Below are 13,364 nucleotides of genomic sequence, written 5' to 3'. Positions count from 1 at the left end.
TATGAGTCACCAAGGAAAGAGAGACCATTTGATGCGTAACACAATCTATTTCGCGATGGCAATGTTGCTGGCGTTCACTGCGAAATCGGCCAGCGCTCACTGCGAAGTTCCCTGCGGTATCTACGACGACGAACGACGGTTCGTTTCGATGATCGAAGACCACTCGACCATCGAAAAGGCGATCGCTCAGATCGACGAACTCGCCGGCAAGCACGACGCTCAAGACCTGAACCAATTGGTTCGCTGGGTCACGACGAAAGAAGATCACGCGACGCGAATCCAACAAACGATCGCCCAATACTTCATGACGCAACGCCTGAAATCCGACGGCGAAAACTACACCAAGAAGCTGACCACCGCACACGCGGTGATGGTTGCCGCGATGAAGTGCAAGCAAACGGCTGCCCCCGAATCCGCCGTGGCACTCAAGAAAGCGATCCACGACTTCTACCGCGCCTACGAAGGCAAAGAACCTCACCTGCACCCGTAAGCCGCCGCACGTCGGACCGACTTAGTTCTTGCAAACGCATTAAGGCGAACGCGATCAAAAATCGTGTTCGCCTTTTTCTTTGCCATCGACCCGCGACTGAAACCCCACGCAGACCAGCGTCGGCTGCGGCGGATACTTTGCAAACTGGTCGCTCGCCAAACCACGGCGACACATCAAGAATCGCGAGCCTTTGCCCGAGACGATCTCACGGACATGAGCACATCGCTCGCACAAACTGCCGGCGTTCATTGCGAGTCCCCGACCTGCTGCGTCTCGCCAACCAAGTCGACCCCGACCGCAGCCCCCTGCCCTGCCCCGAGCTGAACCGCAGCATTGCCATCGACGACAGCAAACTCCAATCGCCCCGACGATCCGATCAGCGCAACCAACTGCCCGGCGGTGCGATCGGAATAACTGCGGACCAAGCCGTTGACAGCGCGATCGCCGATCCGAAAGACATCGTCGCCATGCACATCGTCGGCAGAGATGTTGGTGATCAGATTGCCAAACGAATCGACGTAGATCACCTCCCCCTGAATCGACTTCGACATCACACACGGACGCGGAATGTGAACCCGATGCCAATCGTCGACCGATTCCCCAAGCTCCTCAAGCGGAACGCCACGGGCGATTGCGGCGGCAACCGGAGCCATCACGTCGCGTCCATGGAACGTATTGCTAACCGGAGAGAGCCAGAATTCACGGCGATCCAAAGCGACAACGCTCTTGACTGCGAAGCGGTCGGCCAACGGCGAGATCAGCCCGTTGTCGGGCAAGACAAAATACCAGTCGCCGACATGAGCCGCCAAGATGCGACGGTCGCTGCCAACGCCAGGGTCGACGACCGCGACATGGACCGCTCCAGACGGAAACCAGGGGGCGAGATCGTCCAACGTGATCGCAGCGGTTTGAACATTCTGCGGCGGGACCGAATGGGTCAGATCGATCACGTGAGACTCGGGCTGGCGAGTCGCCAGAACGCCTTTGATCTGAGCCACATAGGGGCTCGAGACACCAAAGTCGGTTAACAGAGTGATGATCGACATACCAACGCCCTCGCTTCGACGCGACCGCGCCGCCACTTCCGAGGCGCCGCATCGCAGAGAACAACCCACGGCGAATTCCCGCCGCCGGGCGAAAACAAAACTGGACGACTTACCCGGCCGATTCAATCAGCTGCAAGCAGATCTCGCGGAACTGCTTCGGGTTCACGTTGGGATTCTTCTTTTTGGCTTGACCGATCAACGAACCAATGGCCTGCATCTTGCCGCCTCGCACATCCTCCACGACTTGCGGATTCGCGTCGAGCAACTCCTGGCAAAGCGATTCGATTTCGCCCGCGTCGACCGATTCGATCCCCAACGCCTTGATCGCTTCGGCAACGCTTCCCCCCTTCTCTAATAGATGTTGAAAAACGTCGCGGGCTCGCGCGTTATCCAGTTTTCCGGCGGAAACCTGCCCAAGTAATTCCGCTAGCGTGTCGGCAGAGACGGCAAAATCGCCAATCCCCACTCCCTGCTCCTTCATCGTTCGCAGCACATCCTGCTGGATCCACGAACTGGCACGCCGCGCGTCGCCGCTCCCCTTGGCAACCGCTTCGAAATACTCCACCACACCGCGGCCCTGATTGACGATCACGTCGGCATCGTAGGCTTTGATCTCGTAATCGGCCTGCAAACGCTGGCGAGCGACCGCCGGGAATTCCGCCAACGCGGCTCGCGTCGCTTCGACCGTCTCGGTCGACAAACAGATCGGCAGCAGATCGGGGTCGGGCAGATAGCGATAATCAGCCGCCTCCTCCTTCTCGCGCTGCGGGACCGTTCGCTCCGCAGCATCGTCCCAGCCGAAGGTCCGCTTGGTGCGATCCTCAATCGTCAGCCCCGTCTCTTCCCATTCGTGGTACTGACGCTGCGCCTCGTGAGCGATCGCGCGTTCGACGGCGCGAAAGCTGTTCATATTTTTGATCTCGACGATCGGCGTGGCGATCGTATCGCCAGCTTTCTCGATCTTGAGATTCACGTTCGCATCGACCCGCAGACTTCCCTCCTGCATCTCACAATCGGAGACGTCCAGATAGGTCAGCAACAGCTTCAGTTCGGTCAGAAACGCTTTGGCCTCAGCCGCGCTGCGCATGTCGGGCTGGCTAACAATTTCCAACAACGGAGTGCCACAGCGGTTCAGATCGATCCGACTGTCAGCCCGCCCGTTGGCCTCGTCGTGCATGCTCTTGCCAGCATCCTCTTCCAAGTGGGCGCGGATCAACCGAATCGTGCGAGTCTGCGATTCATCGGCCGGATCGGCGATCGTCAAGTGACCACCATCGCAGATCGGCAGATCGAATTGGCTGATCTGATAGCCCTTGGGCAGATCGGGATAAAAGTACTGCTTGCGGTCCCACTTGGTCATCGGCGGGATCGTGCTGCCAAGAGCCAACCCCGTCTGCAGCGCCAACTGAACCGCATGCTCGTTAATCACCGGCAATGCGCCAGGCATCCCCAAGCAGACCGGGCAGACGTTCGTGTTCGGCGGCGCACCGAACTGAGTCGCACAGCGGCAGAACAACTTGGTCGTTGTCCTCAGCTGAACATGCACCTCCAAACCGATCACGATTTCGTAAGGCTGGTCCACGGAAAGAATCTCCAGAAAGGTTGCGGCAGTCGGACGATGGGTCCAGACCGATCACAGGTCCAACGACCTGCGCCGGTTACAAAGGACGCTTAGTATGCCAATCGGTGGCGCGTTGGAATGCGGCGGCGGCTTGCAGCAGCTTGGCCTCTTGCAGCGGCGGAGCCTGCAACTGGATCCCGATCGGTAGGTTGTTGCTAGTCAGTCCGCCGGGCATCGAAAGGGCGGGGATGCCGGCCAAGTTCGCGCCGACAGTGAACAGGTCGCACAAATACATCTGCAACGGATCGTCGATCTTCTCTCCCATCGCAAATGGCGGGGTGGGAGTCACCGGGCCCAACAACAGGTCGACGTTTTGGAAAGCCGAATCGAAGTCCTGGCGGATCAACCGGCGGACCTGCAACGCTTTCACATAATACTTGTCGCCATAACCGGCGCTCAAAGCATACATCCCGATCATGATCCGCCGCTTGACCTCGGCGCCAAACGCTTCGCCGCGACTGCGGCAATAGGTGGCTACCAACGGACCGCGATCTCCCGCGTCGCTCGCCGCGACAGGGCTGCGGTGGCCGTAATGGGCGCCGTCGTAGCGGGAAAGATTGCTGCTCGCTTCGCTCGGCGCGATCACGTAATAGGTCGGCACCCAGTAGTCCGAATGCGGCAACTCCACTTCGACGATCTTCGCTCCCGCATCGCGGAAGACCTCGATCGCATCGTCGACGGCCTGGCGGACCTCTGGATCGAGCCCTTCGGCTTCCAGGTGATGCTTGACGATACCGATCCGCAACTCACCCTCGATGCGATCCAACCCCGCGGTGAAGTCGGGCGTTTCGACAGGCAGCGAAGTACTGTCGCTAGCGTCGGATCCGGCGATCGCATTCAGAAGCGTCGCACAATCGACAGCATCAAACGCCATCGGGCCGACTTGATCCAGGCTGCTAGCGAAAGCGATCAGCCCGTAGCGGCTGACACGCCCGTAAGTCGGCTTCAGCCCAGTGATCCCACAAAACGCAGCCGGTTGGCGAATCGAACCACCGGTGTCGCTGCCCAGAGAGAGCGGAACATCACCCGCGGCGACACAAGCCGCAGCGCCGCCGCTGCTGCCGCCGGGCGTGAGGCTTGGGTTCCAGGGGTTGGTGGTTTTGCCAAACGCACTCGTTTCCGTGCTGGCTCCCATCGCAAATTCGTCCATGTTCGTCTTGCCGACGATCACCGCATCGGCAGCACGCAACCGCGCGACAACCGTTGCGTCGTAAGGGGACATGTGGTTCTCCAACATCCGCGACGAACAGGTCGTCGGCATGTCGGTCGTACACAACACATCCTTCACGGCGATCGGGACGCCCGCGAGAACTCCCAGAGGCTGGCCGTCGCGTCGTCGCTGATCGATGGAATCGGCAGCAGCCAACGCCGCTTCGGTGTTGACGAACGTGAAGGCGCCGACTTCGGGATCGGTCGCCGCGATCCGATCCAACGACGCCTGAGTCGCTTGGCGCGCGGTGAGCTCACCAGATGCCAACAGCCCCAGCAACTTGGCGGCAGAATCGAGCGGGATAGTCATTGTCTTGGGACTTTTCGCGAGAGGGAACTGACACCCCACGAAGACTGACGCCTCGCCGAAACAAATGTTGACTCAGCGTGTCCGTACAGCGGGGTCGAGGAAGCGGTTCTTGCTTGGAGAGCGGGAGCGTTTAACCCAAGACCGGCGGCACAAGAAAACATTCCTCGTCGTGATTCGGAGCATTAGCCAAGGCCTGCTCGCGCGACAGACTATCGCCCAACTGGTCCGGTACCCAGCGGTTGACGGTTTCGACAGCATGCACCATCGGCTCGATCCCATCGGTATCGAGCTCCATCAGCTTGTCCACAAACGCGACGATACCTTCCAACTGGGGCGTGATCGTACCCAGCTCGTCATCGGACAGCTCTAAACGAGCCATCAGCGCGAGTTTGCGGACCTGATCGAGTGAAATAGCCAATCGAGCGATTCCTATTTCTTGGTCTTGCTCTCAAGCTCAAACGGCTTCACTTTGACAACCTTGCGGATCGAGCCGCTGCGGATGCACTGGGTGCAGCAGCGGATCGACTTGTTTTCGCCGGTCGTCAACGAAACCTTGACGCGTTGCAGGTTGGGAACAAATTTGCGACGCGAGATACCAGTGATCTTGGTACCAACGCCTCCCAAATACTTTGCCTTACCGCGGGTTTCAATGCGGTTGCCCATTTGGACCCGCTTGCCACAAACTTCACACTGGCGTGCCATTGATCTACGCTCTTTGTTCTAAATATCCAATATATTGACAGGCCAAACGCCTGAATCCGATCGATCGAAGTCCAGCAGTATAGCGGAGTTATCGACAGCATCAACGCCAAAAAGTAGCCGGCGCTGGGCAGAACCGATTTTCGTGCCAGACGGGTTATCGAACTAGCAAACGTTCGGCGATCGGAGATCCAACGCATGCAACAGCTGCAAAACGCAGCGCAACGCGTTGAAACCAAACGACTTAAGCGTCGCCCTGCCCTTCGTGGGCGAAAACAACATCAGTCGCGACCTGGATTTCTTCGGCAATCATCGACCGCGTACGCTTCTATTTCAAACGGATTGTCGCGATAAGCGTCTTTCCCTCGCCACCAGAGCCAGCCCGAAGCCCCCAAATAGGCGAGCCCCATCAAAAATCCCCAGCGTTCAAACTGGCGGACGTGAACCCGCTCGTGCCGCCGCGTCAGATCCAAAGCGGCTTGCGTTTGCCCTAAAACCGAATGCCCCAAAGTGATGGCAAGCGCCGAGACCGGCAACCGCTGCAAAACCCAAGCGACGCCCGGACCATAGATTTCGATCACGCCATCGACCAATTTCGGCCGGCCCAGCAGAACCAAACCAACAACCACCCCCAGCAGCGTGTAGGGGAAAGCCCACAGCCGAACGAGAGTGCCAATCGAAACGCTTGCCAGAGTTCGCATCGATCCATCTTAGCGAGATTCGCCCATAAACGACAAAACCTGCCAGAAGATAGAATCTCCAGGGCAGGTTTTGCTTTTGAGAGGCAGAGCAATTCGCCCGGCCACAGGGTGACGGGCAGAAACCACCCGTCGGATTTTGGCTTAGGCTTCGTCGCCGAGATCCGCGAATTCATCGTCGTCGCTATCTTGGCCGTACGAATCTTCTTCGCAATCGAATTCATCGGTCTGCAACATCGCAGCCTGCTCGTCGGTCAGTTGGACGTAACCGAGACCGCGGATCACTTCCAGAACTTCGCTGCAGGTTGGGAACATGCGACCGGCGTTTCGCTTGTATTCGTCCAAAGCGTGCATGAATTCGATCTCTTTGTCGCTGTAGTCCCGCTCACAAGTGGTGGGGTCGATCTGGCGGCGACGTTGCTTCTTGCGTTGAGTTGGCTTTGCTGCTGCCTCGGCCACCACTTGGTCTGCATCCGTGCGACGGTCATCACGACGACGATCGATAGTTGTTACTTGGCTTTCAACGGTTGCAGATGAATTGGTCACTCTAGACTTCCCCAATGTGGCGGTGCTGAATCGGAACAAGAAAACGTACCACGCAAACTGTGACGAGTACGAAGAGATTGATCGTCTGGGAAGGCCAGAAAAAGTTAACGACTAGGCAAAATAACGCTTTGTTCGGATCGTTCCGATTGCACGGCCATCGAAGTAAGATAAAACGATTGGCGGAATCATTTCGCCAACCTTCGCTGCGGTCTGTCGCCAACGTTTAGCGTCCTTTAAGATGACAGACCGTCCACCCCGCCCTCCCCTTGAATCTGGATTCCCACGTATGACTGATCCTGCTGCCGAAACTCAGTCGCAAGCCGATGCTCCAAAGATCCTGATCGTCGACGACGACAACGAGATCGTCGATTCGATCCGCTACGCTCTCGAAGCCAACGGGTACCAGGTGGTAGTGGCGCGAGACGGCAACCAGGGACTCGCGTTGGCCGAGCGAGAGAATCCGCAACTGATGATCCTGGACATGATGATGCCCAAGCGCAGCGGATTCCTGGTCTTGGAAAAGCTCCGCCGCGTCCGCGAAGAACCGCTGCCAGTCGTCATGATCACCGGCAACGAGGGAAGCCGACACAAGGCGTACGCCGAACTGTTGGGCGTCAGCGATTACATTCGCAAGCCGTTTGCGATGGACAAATTGATCGCCAGCGTCGCGAACCTACTGGCCCAAACCTAACGGCGAACAAGATGAACGCAAACCAAGCCTCTGGAATCGCGGTCCGCCGCGTTCTAATGATCGCCGGTTTTTTAGGAGCCAGCGGAATCATGGCCGGCGCTTTCACCGCTCATGGGCTGGAGACCTGGTTGATCGATCAGGGCTATGAGGAAGTCGCCGCCAAGCGAGTCGGACAAGCCGACGTGGGCGTGCGATACCATCTGCTGCACGCCGTCGCGTTGGTCGCCATGGCAGCGGTCGCCGGGCATTACAACCGCGGCAAATATCTGACGATCATCACGCTGATGACTCTTGGCACCCTGCTCTTCAGCGGCAGCCTGTACCTCCTGGTCGCGCTCAACCTTCCCGTGATGGGAGCGATCACGCCGCTGGGCGGACTCGCCTGGATCGCCGCCTGGATCATGGTCGCTCTGCCCCGCAAGTCGAACGACTGAGCGAAGGCACAACAACGCAGCTCACCGACCGCTCGAGAAGAACTCTCGCAATCGGCAAGCCGTTTCCAGCCGCCCGATTCAAACCGCCTGCAATACGTCCAGCTCCTTGGCCAGTCGCTTGCGAGCGACGTGCAGCCGTCGCTTGATTGTACCGACCGGCGCGTCGAAGGCGTCGCTCATCTCGATCAAGCTCTGCCCATCGAGATAAAACGCTTCCAACGTCTGCCGATCCATATCGCCAAGTCGGCCCAGGCCCTCGTGGATGTAGGCGGCGTTCTCGCGATCGATCGCCACATCCTCGGGAGTTCCCGAATCGAAGCAAGTCGCATCGAGTGTCACCGGGTCGCACGCGACGGCGCGAGGCCGCCGCGTGAACCGATTGATCGCCATCCGATGTACGATCTGACGAACCCAGCCGCCGAAGGCTTCTGGGACACGCAACTGATCGATCTTTTGCATCGCTTGAACAAACACGTCCTGTGCCAACTCTTCAGCCTCGTCGACGCTACCCAAGCGACGAATCGCCAATCCGATGACCTGAGGTCGGTAGCGATCGAACAATTCACCAAATGCGAGCCGGTCGCCTGCTTGAGCGGCGGTTACCAATTCGGCAACGGTCTGATTTCGCAGATCCGAAAGAAATGCCGTAGACATACTAATGTTTTCCTTTTCCCGAAGCGTCTTGCTCCACGCAGCGCTCTGGGGGCCTAGCCACACCCGGCGTTGAATGGAAATCGATTGAAACAATTCCGTCTCAAGAACACGCTGCACACATCCACCGAAGGTGCGAGCGAAGTTCCGCGGTGGTTCCCAATCAACGCATCGCCGTCCTCTGTAGGCACGACAACACAGATCAAAGAAACCCGATTCTTGGGCAAGCAGTGGATACGCCGATCGAACGCGATCATCCCGCAGGGATCGTGCACGAGCGAACTTTCACAGCCGAAAGCCCTAGTAATCACCAGATTTGTACGAGCGGCCTGAAGTTCAGGCGTTTCGCGATCCGGCCATTGCTGGCATCAATGCCAGCCCGCTCGATGACAGCCCTTGCGTGCCACCGGACATCAGCATCGCTGACGTCGTCTCCGTACAGACCCGCCAACAGCGGGTCATCGGATACGGCATGCCCGTAGGCATGCCGCGACTGGCAAAGGCTTTCGCGTAACTTAGAAGCTGCTGTTTTAGGCGCAGATGGAGGCGGCGCACTACGACCAAGCAGCCAATAACGACCACGCGATCTTCACGATCGACGACGTTAACAACAGCATTGGTAATAATTTCGTTACGCACTTGAGGCCTCCTTCGCGATAGCAACGCGAATAGAGAAGTTCAGAAAATGTAGGGCTAGTTAACAACAACCAGCCCCGGAAAACAAACATTGAAACCAGGACCTTCACCGCACCGGGCGACGGTCCCTAACAAGATCATCGCCAATGCGACGGACTCTTGTCAATCATTTATCGGCCCAAATCGGTAACAGTTTCCGACTCAGCCGCCAATAAATACGACCTGCTTCGCCCACTTAGACGCCTGCGATCCGAACGGGTTCGCGTTTTTCTGAGATTTCCAGAAAATACGATTCCGCCGGGAAAAACAGAGCCCGAACAGCTACGAGCGCTGGAGTCGAGGCTTCAGCCGACTCACGCGGCACTGAATTTGACTCGCTGAATCCAGCTAGCTGAAATCGCCTGAAGGCTCCACTCCAGCGGCCGGTCTCGCCGCCTAATGTCAGACCTGCTGCAGCGATGATTGCTGCGAGACAGCGGGATTGGCGACCCGATGCAGTCGATCGACGCGAGTCGCCAGACTCGGGTGCATCCAACTGGCCCGGCAAGCTTTGGGATTGTCGCAGCAGACATCGACCAACGCCGATGCGAGCACATAAGCTGCATCGACCTCCGACGCCGGAACCGCCCCCTGCAAGCGATTCCCCGAATCCGCCGCCGCGATCTGAGCGGCCAGCGAGCAGGCGTAGCGATCGGCATCCAGTTCGGTCGCGTGGGAAACCCAACGCAGCGCTAACAGCGTCAGCAGCAAGCCCGCCGCGACGACAGCCCCCTGCTGCAGCGGAGCTCCCGCAAAATGAGAACCGATGAAACCGACGATCCCCCAGGTCGGAACCAGCGTCAACATCCGCAGCGCGATGTGCCAGCGGCGGACATGTGCCAATTCGTGCAGCACCACCATCGTCGTCGATTTGCGATCCAGTCGGTCCAAGAGGGCGTCGCTGAGCAACAACATCCGGAAACCGGGAATGAATCCGGCGACCAAAGCGCTGCAGATCCGCCCTTCGGTTTCCCACCGGCGGATTCGAAAATGCCGCAAGCCCGACGCGCGAACGACATCGACTAACCAAGCCGATTGCGGATCGTGTTCGCACCGCCGCGTGTTCCAAATGAAACGGATCAGCATCGGCAAAAAGAAGGGCAAGCAGAGTAAACCGGCCGCGCCGCCGACCCAACGATGCTGCGAATCGGCGCCGACAAACCCGAAATTCACCACATCGATCACGGCAAACACAAATAAGACCGGCAACAAGATCCACGCCGCTTGCAACCGCAGCGATTCCATCACCGCATGCAGCGTCGGGAACCGCGACGGCGAATCGCTCTCGTTTTGAACCGGCTCCGCTTCGCCGACCCAATCGGAAAACTGCCGCTCGGCCAGCCAAGTCGACGCCACGGCAGCCAGGCTAGGAATCAACATCCCCATCGCCCCCAACGCCATCGATGCACCGATCGGCGAATCTTCGACAGCTTGCGAAAAACCGCAGGCCGTCAGCCCAACGGCTCCCAGCGGCAGCCACAACCAACGCAAGCAATTCAACTGACGCGAGAGCTTACGAGCCGCCTGATCGAAGCTCGCCTGCTGTCGCAGCACCTGCTGAGCATTCAGGATCGCAAACCCTTTGGCCATGACACCCCACAACATCACCATCCCAAACGCCGTCACAAACGGGCTCGGCAGCGTCAGCATGTCGGTCGAAGAGGCCGACAACAGAACGGAAATCAGTAGGGCAAACCAATACACGGGCATAAATCAGCTCGATCAAAGAACTCGAGAATCACTGCAAAACTTCTACCAGCAGATCCCTCCACGGTAATCACCCCCAACCGGCTCGACCGCCCGCCTGCAATCGCCCGCACAACATTTCCTCTGCAAACGTCCCGTTTCAGAGCGGGTGTTTCGGTTATAACGCCCCACCCCAACGCCAGCCACTTCCACTGCAAAATGACCACAAAGCACCTCGTGCGACCATTTTGCCAGCCGACCCGCGTTAGATCCGGCACAACCGTCACCGATACCGCTGCCGATACATTTTCTAAGCACGAACACCAAATTATCCTAAGGGTGCAAGCATTTGACTGCCGAATCCTTTTTATGGCGAAAGCCAATCCTCCCCACAAACCCTATGGCAGATCAAATGAGCACACAAACCCTTCCGGCCCAACACGACATCGAACCGTTGCAAATCCGCGTCGACAGCGTCATCCGCCAACATCCGCACCTGCGTGGCATGGGCATCCGACCGCATGCCGACGGCCAAAACGTCGTCCTCAGCGGCACCGTCCGCAGTTATTTTATCAAACAGATGGCCCAGGAAGCTGTCCGCAGCGTCCCCGGCGCCGACCAAGTCGACAACCAGATCGAAGTCCACTGGTAATCGAGGCTGATCGCCACCGGATCTACCGCAGGATCGCCTGGTCATAATCCAGCGATCCACAACAGCATCCAGGGCGGTGGAAACACACGCCCTTTGCCACGCCATCGATCTTCGCCATACTTCACTCAACGCATTCGCGGCACCCAGACGAATGCAATGCGATGAAGTTAATCCAACCCAAATAGCGGAGATACGAAGATGGCGCGCAGCGGAGTGATCACATTCAAAGGCAACCCAATGACGTTGCAAGGCGAAGAACTGACCGTGGGCAGCACCGCCCCCGATTTCACCTTGCACTACTACAAAGACGGGATGCAAACGCTGCCCCTGGCCGACCTCAAGGGAAAGCCAGCCCTGCTGAGCATCGTCCCTTCGCTGGACACCGGCGTCTGCGCGATCCAAACCAAGAAGTTCAACGAATCGTTGGGCGCTCTGGGCGATTCGATCAACGCAGTCACGATCAGCCGCGACCTTCCTTTCGCGCAAGCTCGCTTCTGTGGCGCCGAGAACGTCTCGATGCAGACCGCCAGCGATTACCAAACCGGTGAATTTGGTGCGGCTTACGGCATGACGATCGATGAACTGAAGCTGTTGACCCGCGCGGTCGTCGTACTCGATTCCAAGGGAACCGTCCTGTACGCCGAAACCGTTAGCGAAGTGACCAGCGAACCTAACTACGACGCGGCACTAGAAGCCCTGAAAAACGCCAGCTAACGCGATTTTCACAATCGATTGAAAGAGCGACGCGGGAAGGGCGATCGAGCCCAACCTGCGACGGCCTATCGGGGGCAATACAGCGTTTCAGCTGAAGCCATCCCCTGCCCCCCCCAACGGTTCATCAACGAACCGCCATCTATCGCTCCGCAGCGGATCCGCCCAAACGCAAAAAAACAACTTTTGCCCGGCGGTGGTCGACCGGCGTGGTTCGCCACAACCGGACCAGCCTGCTATCCTGTAAAACACCAGCCGCAGCCCACTTTGCACCGCGGCGACATTTCCACCCTTAGGAACATCTCCATGAAACGCTTGCTATTTTGCGGGCTGCTTTGCTCCTGCCTCTCCACCCTGCCAATCCAAGACGCTATGTCCCAAGATTCGATCCCCGCCCCCGCATCGGGCGTAAAAGACGTAAACAGCTACGCCCTCGGCCTCGAAATGGGCAGCCAGTTGCGCCGCCAAGGTTTCGAAGCGGGCGATCTCGACACCGCCTCGGTCGCTTTGGGCATCTTCGACGCGATCAGCAAGGCGAATCCAAAGATCACGACCGAACAGATCCAAGCTGCTTTCCAAGCGATCGACGCCCAGCTGCAACAGCGAGCTGAAGCCCGCGTTCGCGAACAAGAAAAGAAGATGGAAGCGATCGCTGGCCCCAACAAAGAAAAAGCCGACGCCTTCCTGGCCGCAAACGGCAAGAAACCAGGCGTTGTGACCCTCCCGAGCGGCTTGCAATACCAAGTCATCAAAGAGGGAACCGGCGCATCGCCGACGGCACAAAGCACCGTCAGCGTCCACTACACCGGCAAGCTGATCAACGGCGAAGTCTTCGACAGCTCGGTCCAGCGCGGCCAACCGGCTCAGTTTGGCGTCGGCCAAGTCATCCGCGGTTGGACCGAAGGATTGCAGAAGATGAAAGTTGGCGACAAGTGGATGCTCTACATTCCGCCAGACCTCGGTTACGGCCTGCGTGGATCCCCCTCGCGCGATCCAAACGAACCGCCAACCATCGGTCCAAACGAAGCGTTGATCTTCGAAGTCGAATTGCTCGACATCCTCGACTGATCTAGCCTCACCCTCGATCCGCTCGTTCCAAGGCACCACCTTGGAACGCGATGACCATGCGGATCTCTGCTCACCGGTCGATACCGCAGGCACACAGCCTGCGAGCGGATCCGACCGGCGGCCAACGCTCCCCTCACCGACCGACAGGATGCGTTGAGCCCTGTTGAAAGAATCGAT

17 protein-coding genes are annotated in these 13,364 nt (G+C 58.4%); 6 read left to right on the top strand and 11 right to left on the bottom strand.

Annotated features, from left to right (window positions below; all coding sequences use genetic code 11):
• Positions 1 to 31 precede the first annotated feature (31 nt).
• A complete protein-coding gene (locus tag CA51_RS01660) occupies positions 32 to 490 on the top strand; it encodes a superoxide dismutase [Ni] (RefSeq protein WP_145117399.1) in 459 nt (152 codons plus the stop codon).
• Positions 491 to 544: 54 nt separating this feature from the next.
• On the opposite strand, the gene CA51_RS01655 is transcribed toward CA51_RS01660, so the two are convergent.
• From CA51_RS01655 to CA51_RS01620, 8 genes are all read right to left on the bottom strand, one after another.
• Positions 545 to 739, bottom strand: a complete 195-nt coding sequence (locus CA51_RS01655; protein ID WP_145117398.1) for a hypothetical protein — start codon at positions 737 to 739, stop codon at positions 545 to 547.
• Positions 736 to 1,536 (bottom strand): SAM hydrolase/SAM-dependent halogenase family protein, encoded by an 801-nt coding sequence (locus tag CA51_RS01650; RefSeq protein ID WP_145117397.1) that lies wholly within the window; start codon positions 1,534 to 1,536, stop codon positions 736 to 738. The genes CA51_RS01655 and CA51_RS01650 overlap by 4 nt, the downstream gene beginning before the upstream one ends.
• A 109-nt stretch (positions 1,537 to 1,645) precedes the next feature.
• On the bottom strand, positions 1,646 to 3,127 hold the full coding sequence (gatB, locus tag CA51_RS01645; RefSeq protein WP_420821490.1) for an Asp-tRNA(Asn)/Glu-tRNA(Gln) amidotransferase subunit GatB: 1,482 nt from the start codon (positions 3,125 to 3,127) through the stop codon (positions 1,646 to 1,648).
• A 67-nt stretch (positions 3,128 to 3,194) separates the two neighbouring features.
• Positions 3,195 to 4,676, bottom strand: a complete 1,482-nt coding sequence (gatA, locus tag CA51_RS01640) for an Asp-tRNA(Asn)/Glu-tRNA(Gln) amidotransferase subunit GatA (protein ID WP_145117395.1) — start codon at positions 4,674 to 4,676, stop codon at positions 3,195 to 3,197.
• Between the two features lie 130 nt (positions 4,677 to 4,806).
• Positions 4,807 to 5,094: an Asp-tRNA(Asn)/Glu-tRNA(Gln) amidotransferase subunit GatC gene (gene gatC, locus CA51_RS01635; RefSeq protein ID WP_145117394.1), complete on the bottom strand. Its 288-nt coding sequence runs from the start codon at positions 5,092 to 5,094 to the stop codon at positions 4,807 to 4,809.
• Positions 5,095 to 5,105: 11 nt separating this feature from the next.
• Entirely contained in the window at positions 5,106 to 5,378 is a 273-nt protein-coding gene (gene rpmB / locus CA51_RS01630) for a 50S ribosomal protein L28 (RefSeq protein WP_145089443.1), read from the bottom strand.
• A 278-nt stretch (positions 5,379 to 5,656) separates the two neighbouring features.
• Positions 5,657 to 6,076: a hypothetical protein gene (locus tag CA51_RS01625; RefSeq protein WP_145117393.1), complete on the bottom strand. Its 420-nt coding sequence runs from the start codon at positions 6,074 to 6,076 to the stop codon at positions 5,657 to 5,659.
• A 141-nt stretch (positions 6,077 to 6,217) separates the two neighbouring features.
• On the bottom strand, positions 6,218 to 6,619 hold the full coding sequence (locus CA51_RS01620) for a hypothetical protein (protein WP_145117392.1): 402 nt from the start codon (positions 6,617 to 6,619) through the stop codon (positions 6,218 to 6,220).
• Between the two features lie 286 nt (positions 6,620 to 6,905).
• Between CA51_RS01620 and CA51_RS01615 the strand changes: the two genes are divergently transcribed.
• Both CA51_RS01615 and CA51_RS01610 read left to right on the top strand, forming a co-directional pair.
• On the top strand, positions 6,906 to 7,310 hold the full coding sequence (locus tag CA51_RS01615) for a response regulator transcription factor (protein WP_145117391.1): 405 nt from the start codon (positions 6,906 to 6,908) through the stop codon (positions 7,308 to 7,310).
• 11 nt (positions 7,311 to 7,321) lie between these two features.
• Positions 7,322 to 7,744 (top strand): DUF423 domain-containing protein, encoded by a 423-nt coding sequence (locus tag CA51_RS01610; protein ID WP_145117390.1) that lies wholly within the window; start codon positions 7,322 to 7,324, stop codon positions 7,742 to 7,744.
• 78 nt (positions 7,745 to 7,822) lie between these two features.
• Here CA51_RS01610 and CA51_RS01605 read toward each other — a convergent pair whose 3' ends face one another.
• From CA51_RS01605 to CA51_RS01595, 3 genes are all read right to left on the bottom strand, one after another.
• Entirely contained in the window at positions 7,823 to 8,398 is a 576-nt protein-coding gene (locus CA51_RS01605) for an RNA polymerase sigma factor (RefSeq protein WP_145089419.1), read from the bottom strand.
• A 333-nt stretch (positions 8,399 to 8,731) separates the two neighbouring features.
• Positions 8,732 to 9,034, bottom strand: coding sequence for a hypothetical protein (locus CA51_RS01600; protein WP_145117389.1), 303 nt, complete (start codon positions 9,032 to 9,034; stop codon positions 8,732 to 8,734).
• Between the two features lie 438 nt (positions 9,035 to 9,472).
• Positions 9,473 to 10,780: a M48 family metalloprotease gene (locus tag CA51_RS01595; RefSeq protein WP_145117388.1), complete on the bottom strand. Its 1,308-nt coding sequence runs from the start codon at positions 10,778 to 10,780 to the stop codon at positions 9,473 to 9,475.
• A 388-nt stretch (positions 10,781 to 11,168) separates the two neighbouring features.
• On the opposite strand from CA51_RS01595, the gene CA51_RS01590 reads away from it, so the two are divergent.
• From CA51_RS01590 to CA51_RS01580, 3 genes are all read left to right on the top strand, one after another.
• Positions 11,169 to 11,408, top strand: coding sequence for a BON domain-containing protein (locus CA51_RS01590; protein WP_145117387.1), 240 nt, complete (start codon positions 11,169 to 11,171; stop codon positions 11,406 to 11,408).
• A 198-nt stretch (positions 11,409 to 11,606) separates the two neighbouring features.
• The gene (gene tpx / locus CA51_RS01585; protein ID WP_145117386.1) at positions 11,607 to 12,122 is read left to right on the top strand and encodes a thiol peroxidase; all 516 of its coding nucleotides are present in this window, start codon (positions 11,607 to 11,609) and stop codon (positions 12,120 to 12,122) included.
• Between the two features lie 303 nt (positions 12,123 to 12,425).
• The gene (locus tag CA51_RS01580; protein WP_231745930.1) at positions 12,426 to 13,187 is read left to right on the top strand and encodes a BamJ family beta-barrel-assembly machinery protein; all 762 of its coding nucleotides are present in this window, start codon (positions 12,426 to 12,428) and stop codon (positions 13,185 to 13,187) included.
• Positions 13,188 to 13,364: the final 177 nt, after the last annotated feature.

Origin of the sequence: Rosistilla oblonga, assembly GCF_007751715.1 — a bacterium.
In the GTDB taxonomy this organism is placed as follows: domain Bacteria; phylum Planctomycetota; class Planctomycetia; order Pirellulales; family Pirellulaceae; genus Rosistilla; species Rosistilla oblonga.
The sequence above is the reverse complement of the archived record's forward strand: the minus strand, read 5'-3'. Positions and strand labels throughout refer to the sequence as shown.

Excerpts from the sequence above, each read along its gene's own strand:
- CA51_RS01660 (WP_145117399.1), top strand. The coding sequence starts at position 32 with ATGCGTAACACAATCTATTTCGCGATGGCAATGTTGCTGGCGTTCACT.
- CA51_RS01655 (WP_145117398.1), bottom strand. The coding sequence starts at position 739 with ATGAACGCCGGCAGTTTGTGCGAGCGATGTGCTCATGTCCGTGAGATC.
- CA51_RS01650 (WP_145117397.1), bottom strand. The coding sequence starts at position 1,536 with ATGTCGATCATCACTCTGTTAACCGACTTTGGTGTCTCGAGCCCCTAT.
- gatA (WP_145117395.1), bottom strand. The coding sequence starts at position 4,676 with ATGACTATCCCGCTCGATTCTGCCGCCAAGTTGCTGGGGCTGTTGGCA.
- rpmB (WP_145089443.1), bottom strand. The coding sequence starts at position 5,378 with ATGGCACGCCAGTGTGAAGTTTGTGGCAAGCGGGTCCAAATGGGCAAC.
- CA51_RS01625 (WP_145117393.1), bottom strand. The coding sequence starts at position 6,076 with ATGCGAACTCTGGCAAGCGTTTCGATTGGCACTCTCGTTCGGCTGTGG.
- CA51_RS01615 (WP_145117391.1), top strand. The coding sequence starts at position 6,906 with ATGACTGATCCTGCTGCCGAAACTCAGTCGCAAGCCGATGCTCCAAAG.
- CA51_RS01610 (WP_145117390.1), top strand. The coding sequence starts at position 7,322 with ATGAACGCAAACCAAGCCTCTGGAATCGCGGTCCGCCGCGTTCTAATG.
- CA51_RS01605 (WP_145089419.1), bottom strand. The coding sequence starts at position 8,398 with ATGTCTACGGCATTTCTTTCGGATCTGCGAAATCAGACCGTTGCCGAA.
- CA51_RS01595 (WP_145117388.1), bottom strand. The coding sequence starts at position 10,780 with ATGCCCGTGTATTGGTTTGCCCTACTGATTTCCGTTCTGTTGTCGGCC.
- CA51_RS01590 (WP_145117387.1), top strand. The coding sequence starts at position 11,169 with ATGAGCACACAAACCCTTCCGGCCCAACACGACATCGAACCGTTGCAA.
- tpx (WP_145117386.1), top strand. The coding sequence starts at position 11,607 with ATGGCGCGCAGCGGAGTGATCACATTCAAAGGCAACCCAATGACGTTG.
- CA51_RS01580 (WP_231745930.1), top strand. The coding sequence starts at position 12,426 with ATGAAACGCTTGCTATTTTGCGGGCTGCTTTGCTCCTGCCTCTCCACC.